The following is a 19,061-nucleotide window of genomic DNA, read 5'->3' on the forward strand; positions in this document are numbered from 1 at the left end:
AAGTAACTAGATGATATTCAATTTCCTCTTGAAAATAATTTTAAATTCAGCAGGAATATGAGTGAATGTGTCGAATTATAAACTTAACACCACTTCCTTCGTTTCATGACACCCCCTCATAAATAACAACAAAGCTTTATTCTTCCTAGTATCTCAAGTATCCAACTAAATTCCTTTATCTAACTTATAAGGATGTGAAATGTTTGCTCGAGTGGATTAAAGACAATTGGATAATATTTTGTATCATTGTTATTGTGTTCCTTTTTTCTGGTTGGGAAATTGGAAAGAATTTGGTTCGATCGTCTAAATATGAAGAGGATACGCCGCACACCTTTGTATATAGAGAATCACAAAGCGACGACCAAACACATTTTCTATCAGATACCCCAACGGAAGAGGATTACTTTGTAGACATAAAAGGTGCAGTCCATTATCCGAACGTATACCAAATAATCGGTAATGAGCGTGTAATTGACATTATTGAAATCGCTGGTGGATTTACCGAAGATGCTGCAATTAATCAAATCAATTTAGCAGAGAAAGTTTATGATGAGATGGTAATTTATATCCCAACCGAAGATGAATTAGGAGCAGACTGGGATTATTCTAGCCATTCGTCAACAGAAAGTGGAAAGATTCGCATAAATTCAGCGACACAGAGTGAGATCGAATCATTGCCGGGAATTGGTAGTGTAAAAGCTGCAGCTATTATTCAGTTTCGTGAGGAAAATGGGCCGTTTTCATCCATTGATGACCTACAACAAATATCAGGTATTGGGTCTAAAACAGTGGAAAATATGAAGGAATATGTTCAAATTCCATGAAAATTTTACGATTGACGAAATGATGCTATTTGGCTAAACTTAGTATGAAAATAGCGGATTTTAAGAGAGGGTGTCATCTTATGGGGAGAATTTCATGGGACCAATATTTTATGGCTCAGAGTCATTTGATCGCTTTGCGTAGTACGTGTGAACGGTTAATGGTGGGGGCAACCATTGTTCGAGACAAACGTATTATTGCCGGAGGTTATAACGGTAGTGTAGCAGGTAGCGCGCACTGTATCGACGATGGCTGCTATGTCATTGAGAATCATTGTGTACGAACGATTCATGCTGAAATAAATGCACTTTTACAATGTGCTAAATTTGGTGTAACGACAGAGAAAGCAGAAATTTACGTTACGCATTTTCCTTGCTTGCAATGTTGTAAGTCCATTATACAAGCTGGTATTACTAAAGTGTATTATGCAAATGACTATAAAAATCATCCGTACGCATTAGAACTATTTAATGAAGCCAATGTGCATACGGAAAAAGTTCCCTTACGAAAAGAAACGCTATCCTTACTGATGGAAAACAACTCAATTCAATAGGTGAGGGAGGAACGATAATGGAAATGTTAGTGAGGTTGTTGATATAAATAAAGGAAACACCTCAAATGCTAAATTAGTAATTACAGTTGATGGGAAATATATCTTGAGAAAGCTTAAAGATACTAAGCAAGCTACAACTGAATTTTTACTATCTAAAGGATTGTCTGACCACAACATTTCTTCGAGAATCCTGTTAAGCAATAAGAATCAGTCTTATATAAAAGATAATGCACATATATATAATCTGCAAAATTATATTGAAAACGATAAGGATACAAACAAAGAAATTAATCTTTATAAAATGGGTAAAGCAATATCTCTATTTCATTCTAATACTAAGACAATTACAGGAATTCACGAGCAAAATGACCGATTTTCCTTGGAGAATATGTGGTTTGAAATTAAACAGAGAGTAGAATTCAACAACTTAGAATATAAAAGTAAATTAGTTACTTTAATTGAGAAGTGTGCAAATTACAAGTTTGAAAAAAACTGCTATATACATGGAGACTTGGGTGTGTGGAATCTGCTATTTAATAAAAACAAAATTTATATTATTGATTTTTGGTGAAGTAAGAAAAGGCAATAACCATTTTGATATAAGTGCAGTTATTTCTTCATGTATTGATTGGAATAAAAGTGAAAATGAGTTAATTACATCTTTAATTGATTTTAGGAATGGATATTTATCTAATTTTAAAGCGTTTAATTGGAATGTACTTAAAGAAAGTCTTGCCCTATGGTTTACTAGAGGTATTCTCGCTCTATTTATTAACAATGGGGTAAATGAGGCGACAAGTAACTATGTAGAATTAACTATTCGAAGAAAAACTAAACTTGATAGAATATTGAAGAACAACTTTCTTTAATATAGTTTCTTTTTTGTGATATTGCTTGTTAAACAAACGGGTGCGTTTCTGCAATAAGTAAAGACGTTTGTGTTTCCTTTTTCACCACAAATAAAAGCGGATAAGTCTTAACATGAATATAGAGTATAAAAGTTATTGAGCAATCTTTATTTAAGAGGGGGAATATAAGAATTGAAAGGAAATTGGCACCTCCTTACTATTGGGGCGTTAGTCGGATTCTATGCTAGTCGTGTCAACGCTCTCCATGCTTATGGTGTTGCGTTGATATGGCTAGTTGCCATGTTTCAAACGAAACGAATCAAAAGAGGTCATATCTGCGTAATCTTAGTTGTTTGTATATTTTTTTCCTACTATTACTTCCCGCGATTATCACCACTAGACAATATAGACAACCAACCCGCTATAACAATGTTTGGTAAGATTGATTCAGAGGTTGACCATAAAAATGATCGAACTTCTTTTGTTTTTTTAGAAGCAAACACGAAAGAAAAAATCCTCGTAACATCTTTTCACAATGATTCTAATGGAGATGAAAGCCCATCTGTTCCTACCAAATGGCAAACAGGATCAACTTGCCAAATCAGTGGTGCCAAAACAATTCCACCATCAAGTAATAATCCCGGACAATTTAACTATCAACAATATTTAGCTCAACAAAAGATTCATTACCAAGTCACAGTAACAAATCCAAAAAACATCGTTTGTGATGATTCTTTTTCAATGCGTGGAAGTATTTATCAATATCGACAAAAAATAGTGAAAACTATTGATAAAAAACTGAGTTCCACTTCTGCTATGTGGATGCAGTCCTTGTTATTTGGAAAAGTCGATGCTTTACCTGATTCTGTTGTAGAATTATTCCGAGATTGGAATTTATCGCATTTGCTTGCGATTTCGGGCCTGCATATTGGCGTTCTGGGAAGTTTTCTTTATTTTTTCTTGTTGCGGACAGGTATAGCTACCAAAATAACTTCTCATTATTTCATTGCTGTACTTTTGATTTTCTATCCATTTTTAACAGGAGGATCACCATCTGTATGGAGAGCGGTACTTATGATGATTATTGGTTTCGTGTGTTGCAAGCAACATAAGTTGTTTACGATAGTAGATCTTGTTAGTGTTGTTTTTCTATTGCTTCTGTTGGGTAACAGAGAAATTATATACCAAATTGGATTTCAGTATTCTTTTGTTGTTACCTATTCACTCATCTTGTCTAGACGAATATTATCGCGATACAAAAAATATTTCACTGTAGTTTTTTTGGTAAGTATGATTAGTATGGTCAGTGTATTGCCGATTCAAATCAGCCATTTTTATACTTTCCAACCATTGGCTTTGTTGATAAACGTCTTGTTTGTTCCGTATTTTACCACTTTCGTCATGCCATTCCTTTTCTTCTTTTTTATTAGCCTTTATTTATTTCCACAATCTTTCCTTTCTTTATTGGATAGTATTTTTGTATTTATACAAGATAAAATGATCACATTATTGTTTACGGTAAATGATTTTTTTTCTGCTCCTATCATTGTGGGAGAATGTTCAATCTTTTTCTTATTGGCATTTTATCTCCTGTTTTTTGCAATGATGAGATTTTTTGATCAGAAAAGATATCGAAAAGCACTTGTAAAGACTACTTGCCTAACCTTTCTTTGTATCTTCCTTCTTGTAAGGCCATATCTTAATCCTTATGGAACAGTTACTATGCTGGACGTTGGTCAAGCAGACGCGCTGGTGATTGAATTACCATACCGTAAAGCGGTGATTATTTATGATGTCGGTGGGACAATGATGAATGATTTTCAGACCCCATCGGATCGTGTTTATCGTCAAGTGATCAAACCTTATCTGCATAGTCGAGGAATTCGTAAAATTGATGCGATATTTTTATCCCACGCACATCATGACCATATCGGAAGCGTTCCTTTTTTATTAGACGATTTTCTAGTGGACTTAGTAATTACAAGTGAGTATTTTGCTATGTCTAAAGATTTGTCTACTGTTTTCACGGATAATAATCAGACTATTATCACCGCAACACAAAATGACAGAATTATCATCAATGAACATCTCTTCACTGTGCTTAGTCCTGCTTTCGATTGGCAAGATAAAAATGATAATTCATTGGTGCTTCTTACTGAATTTGGATCATTAACTTGGCTGCTAACTGGTGATATTACAAGTATTGTTGAGCAAAACATAATAAAATCTTATCCAGATTTAACTATTGATGTATTACGTGTTCCACATCATGGAAGTCAAACGTCGACTTCTGAACCATTTTTAGGAGCACTTCAGCCGCAAATAGCTCTGATTTCAGTAGGAGAAAACAACCGATTTCAGCATCCAAATGCTGAAGTTTTAAAAAGACTAGAGGATAGGGATATACCGATATATCGTACGGATGTTCATGGGGCTATTCAATATATTTTTCAAGAATCAGAACAAGGTGGAACATTTTTACCCTTTATACCATAGGATATTTTGGATAGAAAAAGTTTAACTGTACGGAAGGTGTATTGGAACTACGTTGCTTGTCTGAAAATTGATCATATTTCAGACAATTACCTTTGTTAGCAACAGTTAACATGCCTAGTTTTTCTTCATTGGGTCAATCTATAAAAGAAGCAGCTTTTACAGACAAAAAAGATGTCTTCTAAAACATCGATAAAAAATAGCTGCCTAGGGACTATCTTTTATCGTTTATATAGATTGCGAAAGGAGTAACCATATGTTGCTCCTTTCTTTTTTTTCTTGTGTTATCCGGGAATACACATTACGATAGAACTAACGTGTATAGTTAACGGAGGTTATAGAGAAATGAAGTACATAGAAGCTGTAGAAAAATTGCGTAAAGTAAAATTAGAAAATATATATGTAATATATGGGACAGAATCGTATCTTATTGAATCAATCATAAAAAAAATTATGCAAAAGATTGCAACAGAAGACCAAACGGATAATGTGAGTAAATATGACCTGGAAGAGGTTTCTATTCAAGACGTTTTACTTGATGTTGAAACGTATCCCTTTTTCGGTGAGAGAAAAATTGTACTTGCTTATCATCCGATTTTTCTAACGGCAAAACCAAACAAAACTGGAATTGATCATGATATGGAAAGCTTGCTTAGTTATGTGCAGGAGCCAGTAGATTTTAGTACTTTAATATTAGTAGCTCCATACGAAAAACTAGATGAGCGAAAGAAATTAACGAAATTATTGAAAAAAAACGCAATGTTTATTGCTTGTGAAGAAATAAAAGCTTGGCATATCGATCAGTGGATTGACCATATGACGAAAGAGTTAAAAATGTCGTTAGAGAAACCAGTTTATGAAATGTTGGTCCAAGAGAGTGGCACGAATCTTTCGTTGCTGCAAAAAGAGTTAGAAAAATTCGCTTTGTATGTTGAAGAGAACGGAAAGGTCACTACAGATATTGCTGATCAATTACTTTCCCGCCAAGCCAACACGTCTGGTTTAAAATTAGTCGATGCGGTTATCGCAAAGGATTTAACTCGAGCAATACAAATATTTAAAGATTTGGAGCGAATGAATGAAGAGGTTATTGCATTAGTAGCACTGTTAGCTGCACAATTCCGTACAATATATCAGGTGAAAATTTTAAAGCAAAAAGGGTACAGCCAAAATCAAATGGCACAACAGTTAAAAGTTCACCCATATGTTGTGAAAATGGCTTTAGAACGAGAAAAGAAATTTGCGCTTGATTTTTTATATTTCTGTTTAACGGCATGCGCAAATACGGATTCTGAAATAAAACAAGGAAAATCAGAAAAAACACTAGCCTTCGAAATGTTATTATATCAATTAATCAATAAATGACACATTTTACATAAACTGTGTTTAAGCAAGTGGTCCTTGCCCGCTACGTCAGAAAAGGGGCTCCCTTTCCGTGGGCGTGGCCTCAGCTAACCCCACTGGACAAGGAATGCTTCAAAGCCAAACACCGCACGAAGAAAATCGTTCTTTATTTTCGAGGAGTGTCAACCATTTTCTGACTTCGCTCAATTCTCACTGTGTAAAATCGAAATATGTTGTCTTTATGTTTAGGGGAACCAAGCTTGTTTGCAATAAGCGTATCAAATGAAATTGGCGGCACTCTAGCAGGACAAGTGAATGTTTTTGATGATATGAGTAATCGCAGTCCCACGAGCTAAAGATCCACTCGAGTGCATTGCGAGTTAGCTGAAGCCGCGACCTGAGGTAAAGAAGACACGACGATAGTAGTTTTGATGCGATGTCGCACTTATACCCTTGTGGTGAAAGGGAGCCAATTTCATTTGAGGAGCGGGTATAAAAACTTCTCGTTACTGTACAGTTTATGGAAACTTGTCAATAGCAATAAATAAATGCGAGTGATTTTTTGTTATTCGTGCAATAAAAAACGATCCTTTTAAAAGGATCGTTTTTTATGTTGGTCATCAAAATAAATTAAGCGCTAAGTTGGTTAACTTGTTTTGTAAGACGTGATTTTTGGCGGTCACCACTGTTTTGATGGATAATGCCTTTTTGAATTGCTTTATCAATTTTTTTAATCGCTTGTGTTAACGCTACTTTTGCTTCTGCAGCATTATTTTCACTGATAAGACTTTCTACACGTTTGATATTTGTACGCATTTCAGACTTAACTGGTGCGTTAAGCGCATGACGATCTTGATTTAATCGAACACGTTTGATTGCTGATTTAATATTAGCCATATTTTTCACCTCCGCATATTAACATCCATTATAAATAACTATGGATCAAAAGTCATTGTACCAGAGCTTGCTCGAGTTTTCAATAAAAATATTCCAGAGAGGTCTACTCGGTATGATTTGTTGGATGAATGGTTAAGTTAAGGGGAGGAAATACTATCTTAGTAATTAAGATGGTTGCTACTGAGGAGGGTGTTATTTATGGAACGTAATGATCAAAAAATAACCGTTCGAACAGATTTAGCAGTAGAAGCACGTGAAATGTATGTTGGGCAGCAGAAGAAAACGAAACAAGACATGCAAGGTGTTTCCATAAAGGAAAAGGACATACGAGGTTATGCTGTTTCTCATGTAACAATAAGTGAAGAGGGAGCAGAACAAATAGGTAAAAAGGCAGGAAATTATATAACCATTCAATCCGAAGCAGTGAAGAAACAAGACACTCACGCACAACAAGAAACAGCTGAAGTGTTGGCAGAAGCACTAAAAGAATTATTAACAATGAATAAAATTTCGCCGAATAGTAGTTGTTTAGTAGTGGGATTGGGTAATGGTCATGTCACTCCCGATGCTCTTGGCCCGATGGCTTTAGATAAGGTGTTAGTTACAAGACATTTATTCGAGTTTCATCCAGAGACTGTGCAAGAAGGATATCGTTCCGTGTCTGCTTTATCACCAGGAGTGATGGGTGTCACTGGAGTAGAAACCAGTGATATCATTCGGGGTGTCATCGATAAAGTAAATCCCGATTTTGTAATTGTTATTGATGCACTTGCATCGCGATCGGTCGAACGTGTAAATGCAACCATCCAATTGGCGGATACAGGTATTCACCCAGGATCAGGTGTTGGTAACAAACGGAAGGAATTGAGTATGGATACTTTAGGAATTCCAGTTATTGCGATTGGTGTACCTACTGTGGTAGATGCAGTTACGATTACTAGTGATACGATTGATTATGTGTACAAACATTTTGGGCGAGAATGGAAAGAGAAAGATAAGCCATCCAAACGTTTGGCTCCAGCAAGTATGACATTTGGCGAACGAACGTTAACAGAAGAAGATTTGCCAACAAAAGATAAGAGAGCTGCAATCTTTGGAATGATTGGTCAACTAGGCGACGATGAAAAACGAGCTTTAATTCATGAAGTATTGAGTCCGCTAGGCCATAATTTAATGGTTACACCAAAAGAAATAGACGGTTATATGAAAGATATGTCTCACTTAATTGCTTCTGGTATTAATGTAGGCCTCCACGAACAAGTAAAAGCAGATGATCCTGCTAACTATACCCGCTAAAACAATTCAAAACGATTAGTTCTATCTTTATGCGCTCTATCATATGATCTAGTAAATATACTAGAGATGTGGGAGCGTATTATTTATGCCAAAATTGAAAAAAATGAAAGTAACCAATCAACCTAATCAAATCATGAAAATTTGCTTGTTGTGGGCGATGATCATACTATTTTTATTCAGTTTTATTGGTTTCATTTCAACCATTAACCCGACCCAACGAACGTCAACTGCATTATTATCAAATTTCACATCACAATGGCACGATTCGTTATTCTTATATATTTTTGCGATGGAAGATACGCAATTTGGACTTGCACATAAAGACGAGGTTCAACCAATTCAATGGACGGATTTATTGTTTCAGTTGGCTACTAATATCAAGCCTAATGATGCGAGGAGTTTATTGGGACGAGAATTACCTGGGTTTTATGGGTATGATCAAAAAATAATCGTTGCAAGAGAAGGGACAAATTATGCGAACTTACCAATTGAATCTTCTCCACCATTAGAAGTTGTACTAGAACAACGAGATGCAACGACAGATGAAGAAGATGCTGTTACTGACTTGCCTGATAGCGAAGAAAGGGAATCAATTGTAGATGATAGGAAGGTAGTATTTCTTTATAATACACACAATCGGGAGTCATTTCTGCCACATTTAGAAAATGCAGAACATCCTAACGATGCCTTTCATCCAGAGGTAAATGTCACGATGGTAAGTGAAAGATTGAAGGAAAGTTTGGCTGTAAAAGGTATTGGTACGTTAGTAGACCGGACAGATTTTACAGATGTATTACATGAGAATAATTGGGAATATTGGCAGTCGTATCAAGCTTCACGACCAATCATTGAAGAAGCATTAGCAACGAATAACGATCTGCGCTATGTATTCGATATTCACCGTGATAGTCGCAGGCGTGAAGATACAACAACGGAAATAAACGGAACATCATATGCAAGTTTCTTTTTCGTCATTGGAGCAGATTTTCAGGGAAATGAAAAAAACATTGCTTTAGCTACTAAATTGCATGAGATGTTAGAAGAGCAGTATCCTGGAATTAGTCGAGGGGTCGTTCAAATGGGTGGTTCGGGTAGAGATGGTGTTTACAATCAAAATTTAGCAGAGAACGCCATATTAATAGAATTCGGTGGTGTAGATAACACATTATCGGAGTTGTACCGGTCAGCTGATGTTTTTGCTGAAATTTTTAGTGATTATTATTGGGATGCTGAAGCAGTTCAAGGAAATGAAATAAGTGAATAATACTATTTTAGGAAGGGTGAGTACAATGCGGATCATAGTCGTGTTTTTATTTAGTGCCTTTTTGTTATTAACAGGTGTAATGTTAGGGTCTTCGAGTCAATCAGTAAGCAGCGAAGCAGACCTAATCGATGAGCCTGAAAGTGTGATTAGTGATCATGAAGTTATAGCTGATATAAACACAGATGCTATTCTAGTCGAACAAGAAGAAATGAATTTTTTGATAGAGAATGAAGAACCACCATTTAAAAAAACTACTACACTTACCATTGCTCAAGTCGTCGAAGGGGTAGGGTTGTGGTTTTATGATGGTGCCATTGAAGTAGCGTCGAAAATTGCCGATTTATTTTTAGGTTAGGTTGCCCGAGGATAAAAGTAATTGAATCATTTGTTCAACACTGCTATAATCAACCTAGTATTGCTGTCCGAAAAAATAGGAGTGAATGAATATTGGTAAACGCTAGAGAGCAAAAGAGAGTACGAAATTTTTCTATCATCGCTCATATCGATCATGGTAAATCGACATTAGCCGATCGTATATTAGAGAAAACAAAAGCGTTAAGTCAACGAGAAATGAAAGAACAATTTCTTGATGCAATGGATTTGGAACGTGAACGAGGTATCACCATAAAATTAAATGCAGTTCAATTAAAATATCAGCACCATGATGGGGAAGAATATCTTTTTCATCTGATTGATACACCGGGACATGTCGACTTTACCTATGAAGTATCTCGAAGCTTAGCTGCTTGTGAAGGTGCAATTTTGGTAGTCGATGCAGCTCAAGGGATTGAAGCACAGACATTAGCAAATGTTTATTTAGCATTAGATAACGATTTAGAAATAATTCCTGTAATTAACAAAATTGACTTACCTAGTGCTGATCCAGAAAGAGTCAAACAAGAAATCACCGATGTTATAGGTATTGATGGGGATGAAGCCTTGTTGGTTAGCGCAAAAGCTGGAATTGGGATTGAAGATATTTTATCAGCTGTTGTTGATAAAATACCTGCACCTGCTGGCGATAAAAATGATCCATTAAAAGCGTTGATTTTTGATTCATTGTATGATCCTTATCGTGGGGTTATTGCCTATGTTTGTATTAAAGAAGGTTCTGTTAAAGTTGGCGATAAAATAAAAATGATGGCAACCGGTAAGGAATTTGAAGTGAATGAGGTTGGAGTATTCAACCCAAAACCGTTACCGTTAGACGAACTGCATGTGGGAGATGTTGGTTATTTGGCCGCATCGATTAAAAATGTTGGAGATTCACGAGTTGGAGATACCATTACTTTGGCTAAAAATCCTGCTTCTGAGGCACTACCTGGATATCGTAAATTGAATCCAATGGTGTTCTGTGGTCTTTACCCTATTGATGCGAATAGGTATAACGATTTACGTGAGGCGCTTGAACGTTTAGAATTAAACGACTCTTCATTACAATATGAAGCGGAAACATCACAAGCATTAGGGTTTGGTTTTCGTTGTGGCTTCTTAGGCCTTTTGCACATGGAGATTATTCAGGAGCGAATAGAACGTGAATTTAATATCGATTTAATTACCACCGCCCCTAGTGTAATTTATCAAGTGAAATTAACAGATGGATCGACAATATCTATTGATAATCCATCGTTTATGCCAGATACGCAATCAATAGAAGAGGTTTTGGAACCTTATGTAAAAGCAACGGTTATGGTGCCAAATGATTATGTTGGTCCAGTTATGGAGCTCTGCCAGAGAAAACGTGGGGACTTTATTGATATGAAATACTTAGATGAAAACCGTGTAAATGTGGTTTACGATATCCCACTAGCCGAGATTGTTTATGATTTTTTTGATACATTAAAATCACAAACAAAAGGATATGCTTCATTTGATTATGAAATGGAAGGCTACAAACCATCCAAACTAGTGAAGATGGATATCTTATTAAATGGAGAGACGATTGATGCCCTTTCCTTTATTGTACATCGTGATTTTTCATTTGAACGTGGGAAGCAAATTGTAGATAAATTAAAAGAACTTATTCCAAGACAACAATTCGAAGTGCCAATTCAAGCCGCAATTGGGAATAAAATTGTTGCTCGAAATACAATAAAAGCGATGCGGAAAAATGTTTTGTCTAAATGTTATGGTGGAGATATTTCCCGTAAACGTAAGTTATTAGAGAAACAAAAAGAAGGTAAGAAACGTATGAAAATGGTCGGATCTGTTGAAGTTCCACAAGAAGCGTTTATGGCAGTACTTCGAATGGATGATGAATAAAGTTTTTTAAGAAATAAGAATGTTAATATAGGTATGGCTACCCTTGTCTATTCGTGACAAGGGTTTTTCATACAAATAAGTAAGGATGGTTATTATGGTTTCTTCGGTTTATATTCATATACCGTTTTGTGAAAAAATTTGTTATTATTGTGATTTCACTAAATTTTTCTATGAAGAAAAAATGGCTGATCAGTATCTTGCGGCCTTAAAGAAAGAAATATCTACTTATATTAAATCACCTCGAAAAAAAATGAAAACGATCTTTGTAGGTGGTGGTACTCCTACGGCATTAAATGTTAAGCAATTAGATTTTTTGCTAAAGACAATAGCGACGTATTTTGATGTCAATCAGGTAGAAGAATATACCTTTGAAGCAAATCCAGGTGATTTAAATGAGGAGAAAATTAAGCTGCTAAAAAAGGCAGGTGTCAATCGTATATCGATGGGGGCACAAGTTTTCGATGATCAATTACTTGAAGATTTAGGGAGATTGCATCGAATAAAAGATGTGGACGATAATATTTATCATTTAAAAAAACATGGGATTACCAATATAAGCATTGATTTAATGTATGGTTTACCAGGACAAACGCTAGAACATTTTCAACGATCAGTTGAAAAAGCTTTGACCTTTGACTTACCGCATTATTCTTCCTATTCGTTACAAATAGAACCGAAGACAATATTTTATCAGCGGTATCAAAAAGGAAAGTTACAAAAAGCTCCTGAAGAAACTGAAGCAGCGATGTATAAGTTTTTAATCAATCAAATGAATGCACATGGTAAGAAGCAATATGAAATCAGTAATTTTGCAGAGCCGGGCTATGAAAGTAAGCACAATCTAACTTATTGGAATAATGAATATTATTATGGGTTTGGGGCTGGTGCACACGGGTATCTTCCTGGTAAAAGGATTATCAACCTCCGTCCGTTTCCTGCATACGTAAAAGCAGCGACAGAGACGGGGGAGCCTGTTTTACACTATGAAACGATCGGGAAAAAAGAGCAAATCGAAGAAGAGCTTTTTCTCGGGCTACGCAAAAGATCTGGTGTAAATGTAGATCAATTTCAAATGAAATACGGATATCAATTAGTCGATTTATACGAAAAAGAACTAGTCGACCTTAAACAGAGAAATTGGATCACTGAAACCCCGACCGGCATAACATTAACCGAAGAAGGTCAATTATTTGGTAATGAAGTGTTTCAAAAGTTTCTACTTGATAGCGACATCTTGATTAAATAAAACTTGTGCTTTCCTAGCTACATGTTTTGAATCGTTATATGTTTCTTGGAGTCTCCTTTCATTCGAAAAATCATGATTCTTTTCGAGCATTAGCATTGACAAGTAGAAATGGATTTGATAATTTATAAATAGAATTAGCACTCGTTAGATAAGAGTGCTAACAGAGGTGATCATCGATGCTATCTAATAGACAATTATTGATTTTGCAAGTGATTATTGATGAGTTCATCCAAACAGCGCAACCAATAGGGTCACGTGCAATTTCAAAGAAGCAAGAAGTTACTTATAGCCCTGCAACGATTCGAAATGAAATGGCTGATTTGGAAGAGATGGGATACATTGAGAAAACACATTCTTCTTCTGGACGTGTGCCTTCAGAAAAAGGTTATCGTTTCTATGTCGATCATCTTTTGCTACCTTTTCACTTGTCTTCAGCAGATAAAAAGATAATTAGTAATGTCTTTAATGAAGATTTGGTGGAATTTGAACATGTCGTGCAAAACTCAGCAAAAGTATTGTCTGATTTAACCAACTACACGTCGATTATTTTAGGGCCAAAAGTGTTTGAAACAACACTAAAACAATTACAAATCATTCATTTATCATCCAATACTGCAGTAGCGATATTAGTAACAAATACAGGGCATGTAGAACACCGGTCTTTTACCATTCCGGCAGAAATTCGGGCCTCAGATTTGGAAAAATTGATAAACATTCTAAATGAAAAATTATCTGATGTACCTATCATTCAATTGCAGGAAAGGCTTCAAAAAGAGTTAGCATCTATTTTAGACAAATACGTATCTGATGTTGATACAGCGATTCAATATTTAAAAGGTGCCTTATTTGAACAACAGCCAGCTAATCTGTATATCGGTGGTATAACGAATATTATGTTACAGCCTGAATTTAATGATATAACGAAAGTTCATTCCTTATATTCGGTAATGGAAAAAGAAGATGTAATTGCAAATGTGTTGCGCTCATATCAAGATGGAATTCATGTAGCAATTGGTCAAGAAAATAAAGTTCATGAGATGCAAGAATGTAGTCTAATCACAGCTACCTATTCTTTAGCTGGAGAACAAGTTGGTACGGTTGCATTATTAGGACCAAAAAGAATGGAATATTCACGTGTGATTTCTTTACTGAATTTATTGTCAACACAAATGACTAATACATTTCATCGTTGGATATAGTAGTGGTGAAGTAGTCGTAGATAGAGTAGGGGTGAGGGGGACGACCCTTCATCCTTATAGGTATGTCACTTGATTATTACTTTATTTATCACAATATTCGTGATATAGTCTACTAGGATTTTACGTTATTTAGGGGGTGAACGTATGGAAAATAAAGATCAACATACAGAAGAAGAAATTATGGAAGAAGTAAATGAAGTGGAACAAGAACTTGTGGAAGACGAAGTGGAGCAAAAAGAAGATGATAGTGAGATCGCGAAACTTCAAAAAGAAAATGAGGAACTTTATCATAAATTTCTGCGTATTCAAGCTGAATATGATAATTTTCGAAAAAGAACTCAACGTGAAAAGGCTGCTGATTTAAAGTATAAATCACAAGCGCTTGTCACAGAACTCTTACCTGTTGTAGATAACTTCGAACGAGCACTACAAGCCAAGCCAACAGACGATTCTTCTAAGAATTTTGTCGAAGGTATTGAAATGGTTTATCGTCAGCTGACAACCGCACTTGAAAAAGAAGGGGTAGAAGTGATCGAAACAGTGGGAGAAGTATTCGATCCGAATATTCATCAGGCAGTTATGCAGGTAGAGGATGACAATTTTGAATCGAATACGGTAGTAGAAGAATTACAAAAAGGTTATCAATTAAAGGATCGAGTTATTCGACCGGCAATGGTAAAAGTAAATCAATAATTAACGTAATTACATACTTGTTAAAAGGAGGAAAAAATCGTGAGTAAAATAATTGGTATTGATTTAGGAACAACGAATTCATGTGTTGCAGTAATGGAAGGTGGAGAAGCGAAAGTTATCCCGAATCCAGAAGGTAATAGAACAACTGCTTCTGTTGTCTCATTTAAAAATGGTGAACGACAAGTTGGGGAGGTAGCAAAGCGTCAAGCAATTACGAACCCAAACACGATTCAGTCCATTAAACGTCACATGGGAACAGATTATAAAGTGGAGGTAGAGGGTAAAGAGTATACGCCACAAGAAATTTCGGCGATTATTCTTCAATACATTAAATCTTATGCAGAAGATTATTTAGGGGAAAAAGTTGAGAAAGCTGTTATTACCGTACCTGCTTACTTTAATGATGCAGAACGTCAAGCAACAAAAGACGCTGGTAAAGTGGCTGGTTTAGAAGTAGAGCGAATCATTAACGAGCCAACTGCTGCTGCTTTGGCATATGGAATTGATAAAGGCGATCAAGATCAAACTGTATTGGTTTATGACCTTGGTGGTGGTACTTTTGACGTTTCCATTTTAGATATTGGTGATGGAACTTTTGAAGTAGTCGCAACTGCTGGTGACAACCGTCTCGGCGGAGATGATTTTGATGAAGTAATTATTGATCACATGGTTGCTGAGTTTAAAAAAGAAAACGGCATTGACTTGTCAAAAGATAAAATGGCATTACAACGTTTGAAAGACGCTGCGGAAAAAGCGAAAAAAGATCTTTCTGGTGTAGGACAAACACAACTTTCTTTACCGTTTATTACAGCAGGTGAAGCTGGTCCTTTACACTTAGAAATGACGCTTACACGCGCGAAATTCGATGAACTTTCTGCTGATTTAGTAGAACGTACGATGGGACCTACTCGTCAAGCGTTAAAAGATGCTGGTTTAAATGCTTCAGAAATTCATAAAGTGCTATTAGTTGGTGGTTCAACACGTATTCCTGCTGTACAAGAAGCAATCAAAAAAGAGATTGGTCAAGAACCTTCAAAAGGAGTAAATCCTGACGAAGTAGTAGCTTTAGGTGCCGCTATTCAAGGTGGAGTCCTGCAAGGTGATGTAAAAGACGTTGTTTTACTTGATGTAACACCATTATCATTAGGTATTGAAACGATGGGTAGTGTCACGACGAAATTAATTGAGCGTAACACAACCATTCCTACTAGCCATTCACAAGTGTTCTCAACAGCTGCGGACAACCAAACTGCAGTAGATATTCACGTCTTGCAAGGGGAGCGTGAAATGGCTGCTGATAACAAAACACTTGGTCGTTTCCAATTAACAGATATTCCACCAGCACCACGAGGTGTTCCGCAAATTGAGGTGTCATTTGATATTGATGCCAATGGTATCGTAAATGTCCGTGCAAAAGACTTAGGTACGAACAAAGAGCAATCGATTACGATTAAATCATCTTCTGGTCTTTCTGATGAAGAAGTAGAACAAATGGTAAAAGATGCCGAAGAAAATGCGGAAGCGGATAAAAAGCGTCGGGAAGAAGTAGATCTTAGAAACGAAGCAGATCAACTAGTTTTCCAAACAGATAAAGTGATTAAAGATCTTGGTGAACAAGTAACTGACGAAGAAAAACAAAAAGCTGAAGCAGCAAAAGAAGATTTGAAGAAAGCAATTGAATCAAATGACTTAGATGAAATCAAAGCGAAGAAAGAAGCGTTAGAACAAGAAGTGCAAGCTTTATCTGTAAAATTATACGAGCAAGCACAGCAACAAGCACAGGCTGCACAAGGTGAAGCGTCTGGAAATGAATCAGACGATGTGGTTGACGCGGACTACGAAGAAGTAAACGACGACAACGAAGATAAATAAACCTGTTGGCATCATTGCTATCAGGAAATACAAAAGTCAAAGTCAGGTAATACTTGGCTTTGGCTTTTGCACTGTTTACTAGAAAATTATATTTGCTCTAAGAAGAGTTTCAATGTTATGATAAACTTTATGCAAAGAAGAGACGGGGAGGGATCGTCAAGTGAGTAAACGAGATTATTATGATATTTTGGGTGTCTCAAAAGATGCCTCAAAAGAAGAGATAAAAAAATCTTATCGAAAATTAGCGAGAAAATATCATCCAGATGTAAATAAAGATCAGAATGCGCCTGAAAAGTTCAAAGAAGCAAAAGAAGCGTATGAAGTATTAAGTGATGAACAAAAGCGAAGCCAATATGACCAGTTTGGCCATGCTGGACCTCAAGGTCAAGGATTCGGCGGTGGAGGTTTTGGTGGTCAAGATTTCGGTGGCTTTGGTGATATTTTTGATATGTTCTTTGGTGGCGGTGGTGGTCGGAGAGATCCAAATGCACCGCGTCAAGGGAATGATTTACAATATACAATGGTATTAGATTTTGAAGAAGCTATCTTTGGGAAAGAAACAGATGTTGAATTACCTAAAGAGGAGACGTGTGATACGTGTCATGGATCCGGTGCAAAACCAGGTACGAAACCTGAAACGTGTACCCATTGTAAAGGATCGGGTCAGTTAAATGTAGAACAGAACACACCGTTTGGTCGCGTTGTTAATAAGCGTGTTTGTCACCATTGTAACGGTACAGGTAAGAAAATAAAAGATAAATGTTCTACATGTGGTGGAAATGGAAAAGTGAAAAAGAAGAAGAAAATTCACATTAGTATACCTGCTGGTATTGATGACGGGCAACAAATTCGGATAGCTGGTCAAGGGGAACCCGGAGCAAATGGAGGTCCCGCTGGTGATTTGTATGTTGTTGTTCAAGTGAGAGATCACGAGTTTTATCAGCGTGATGGTGATCATATTTTCTGTGAGATGCCAGTTACTTATGCTCAAGCTGCATTGGGAGATGAGGTTGAAATTCCAACAGTCCACGGTAAAGTGAAATTGAAAGTACCTGCTGGAACACAAACAGGGAAAACATTCCGTTTGAAAGGTAAAGGAGCTCCAAATGTACGAGGATATGGGCATGGTGATCAGCATGTCCGAATTCGTGTGATCACACCTACTAACCTAACAGCAAAGCAAAAAGAGTTGTTAAGAGAATTCAATGATCTAAGTGGTAATGAACCTACTGGTGAGCAAGAAGATTCATTTTTCAGTCGGGTAAAACGTGCATTCAAAGGTGATTAAGATGTTGTGCTGATTTCGTAAAATCATAGGAAAAGAGTTGATTTACTTGAAGTGGTCTGAACTATGTATTCATACAACCAATGAAGCAGTAGAACCAATTTCAAATATTCTACATGAGGCTGGAGCTAGCGGTGTAGTGATTGAAGATGCAGAAGATTTACTAAAAGAACGTTCCACGGAATTAGGTGAAATGTATGAACTAGATCCTAAAGATTATCCAGAGGAAGGCGTTATGCTAAAAGCGTATCTTCCGATGAATAGTTTTCTAGGAGAAACAGTTGAACAGATTAAGCAGGCGATTAACAATCTGCTTGTCTATAATATTGACCTCGGGTTAAATCATATTACCTTAAGTGAAGTGAATGAAGAAGAATGGGCAACTGCGTGGAAAAAATACTATAAACCGGTAAAAATTTCCGAAAAAATCACGATTACACCAACATGGGAAGATTATTCACCAGTCTCAAGTGATGAGATTATTATTGAATTAGATCCTGGTATGGCATTTGGAACAGGGACTCATCCAACAACCGTATTAAGTATACAGGCTTTAGAGAAATACGTACAACCAGGTCAAACTATTATTGATGTTGGTACAGGTTCTGGTGTTTTAAGTATCGCTGCGGCTTTACTAGGAGCAAATCAAATTTATGCCTATGATTTAGACGAGGTAGCAGTAAAATCAGCTAAAATTAATTCCAAGTTAAATAAAGTAGATGACCGAATTGTTTGTAAACAAAATAATTTACTAACAAACGTTACTCATCAACCAGATATTATTGTAGCGAATATTTTAGCGGAAATAATTTTGCGATTTGTTACGGAAGCCTATCAGATATTGAAACCGGGTGGGATCTTTATTACTTCTGGTATTATTCAAGCAAAAAAACAATCCGTAAAAGACGCTTTAACCGAAGCAGGCTTTGAAATTTTAGAAGTAAATCAAATGGAAGATTGGGCTTCCATTATGGCTAGGAAATAACA

At 36.3% G+C, this 19,061-nt stretch carries 15 protein-coding genes and 1 pseudogene; 15 read left to right on the forward strand and 1 reads right to left on the reverse strand.

Annotated features, from left to right (window positions below):
- Positions 1-203 precede the first annotated feature (203 nt).
- The 5 genes and pseudogenes from OWO01_RS12330 (at position 204) to holA (ending at position 6,081) form a co-directional block, all read left to right on the forward strand.
- A complete protein-coding gene (locus tag OWO01_RS12330; RefSeq protein WP_268780765.1) occupies positions 204-824 on the forward strand; it encodes a helix-hairpin-helix domain-containing protein in 621 nt (206 codons plus the stop codon).
- Between the two features lie 80 nt (positions 825-904).
- Positions 905-1,372 (forward strand): annotated as a pseudogene (locus OWO01_RS12335) (ComE operon protein 2); the annotation flags it as partial.
- Positions 1,373-1,418: 46 nt separating this feature from the next.
- A complete protein-coding gene (locus OWO01_RS12340; protein WP_336284196.1) occupies positions 1,419-1,946 on the forward strand; it encodes a phosphotransferase in 528 nt (175 codons plus the stop codon).
- A gap of 469 nt (positions 1,947-2,415) precedes the next feature.
- Positions 2,416-4,719, forward strand: coding sequence for a DNA internalization-related competence protein ComEC/Rec2 (locus OWO01_RS12345; RefSeq protein WP_268780768.1), 2,304 nt, complete (start codon positions 2,416-2,418; stop codon positions 4,717-4,719).
- Positions 4,720-5,061: 342 nt separating this feature from the next.
- Positions 5,062-6,081 (forward strand): DNA polymerase III subunit delta, encoded by a 1,020-nt coding sequence (holA, locus tag OWO01_RS12350; protein ID WP_268780769.1) that lies wholly within the window; start codon positions 5,062-5,064, stop codon positions 6,079-6,081.
- Between the two features lie 609 nt (positions 6,082-6,690).
- Here the strand turns inward: holA and rpsT are convergent.
- Complete coding sequence (rpsT, locus tag OWO01_RS12355) at positions 6,691-6,957, reverse strand: 30S ribosomal protein S20 (RefSeq protein WP_268780770.1); 267 nt, start codon at positions 6,955-6,957, stop codon at positions 6,691-6,693.
- A gap of 198 nt (positions 6,958-7,155) precedes the next feature.
- Here rpsT and gpr point away from each other — a divergent pair, with 198 nt between their 5' ends.
- From gpr to prmA, 10 genes are all read left to right on the forward strand, one after another.
- Positions 7,156-8,253 carry a GPR endopeptidase gene (gene gpr / locus OWO01_RS12360; RefSeq protein ID WP_268780771.1) on the forward strand — a complete coding sequence of 366 codons (1,098 nt, stop codon included), beginning with the start codon at positions 7,156-7,158 and terminating at the stop codon, positions 8,251-8,253.
- Between the two features lie 85 nt (positions 8,254-8,338).
- Positions 8,339-9,517 (forward strand): stage II sporulation protein P, encoded by a 1,179-nt coding sequence (gene spoIIP, locus OWO01_RS12365; protein ID WP_268780772.1) that lies wholly within the window; start codon positions 8,339-8,341, stop codon positions 9,515-9,517.
- A 25-nt stretch (positions 9,518-9,542) separates the two neighbouring features.
- Positions 9,543-9,872, forward strand: coding sequence for a hypothetical protein (locus tag OWO01_RS12370; RefSeq protein WP_268780773.1), 330 nt, complete (start codon positions 9,543-9,545; stop codon positions 9,870-9,872).
- A 92-nt stretch (positions 9,873-9,964) separates the two neighbouring features.
- Positions 9,965-11,779, forward strand: coding sequence for a translation elongation factor 4 (gene lepA, locus OWO01_RS12375; protein WP_268780774.1), 1,815 nt, complete (start codon positions 9,965-9,967; stop codon positions 11,777-11,779).
- Positions 11,780-11,873: 94 nt separating this feature from the next.
- Positions 11,874-13,025 (forward strand): radical SAM family heme chaperone HemW, encoded by a 1,152-nt coding sequence (hemW, locus tag OWO01_RS12380; RefSeq protein ID WP_268780775.1) that lies wholly within the window; start codon positions 11,874-11,876, stop codon positions 13,023-13,025.
- 176 nt (positions 13,026-13,201) lie between these two features.
- Complete coding sequence (hrcA, locus tag OWO01_RS12385; RefSeq protein ID WP_268780776.1) at positions 13,202-14,224, forward strand: heat-inducible transcriptional repressor HrcA; 1,023 nt, start codon at positions 13,202-13,204, stop codon at positions 14,222-14,224.
- Positions 14,225-14,368: 144 nt separating this feature from the next.
- Positions 14,369-14,917 (forward strand): nucleotide exchange factor GrpE, encoded by a 549-nt coding sequence (grpE, locus tag OWO01_RS12390; RefSeq protein ID WP_268780777.1) that lies wholly within the window; start codon positions 14,369-14,371, stop codon positions 14,915-14,917.
- Between the two features lie 39 nt (positions 14,918-14,956).
- Positions 14,957-16,789 (forward strand): molecular chaperone DnaK, encoded by a 1,833-nt coding sequence (gene dnaK / locus OWO01_RS12395; protein WP_268780778.1) that lies wholly within the window; start codon positions 14,957-14,959, stop codon positions 16,787-16,789.
- A gap of 160 nt (positions 16,790-16,949) precedes the next feature.
- A complete protein-coding gene (gene dnaJ / locus OWO01_RS12400; protein WP_268780779.1) occupies positions 16,950-18,077 on the forward strand; it encodes a molecular chaperone DnaJ in 1,128 nt (375 codons plus the stop codon).
- A gap of 46 nt (positions 18,078-18,123) precedes the next feature.
- Positions 18,124-19,059, forward strand: a complete 936-nt coding sequence (gene prmA / locus OWO01_RS12405; RefSeq protein ID WP_268780780.1) for a 50S ribosomal protein L11 methyltransferase — start codon at positions 18,124-18,126, stop codon at positions 19,057-19,059.
- Positions 19,060-19,061 lie beyond the last annotated feature (2 nt).

Origin of the sequence: Natronobacillus azotifigens (assembly GCF_026805325.1) — a bacterium.
Lineage (GTDB): Bacteria > Bacillota > Bacilli > Bacillales > Amphibacillaceae > Natronobacillus > Natronobacillus azotifigens.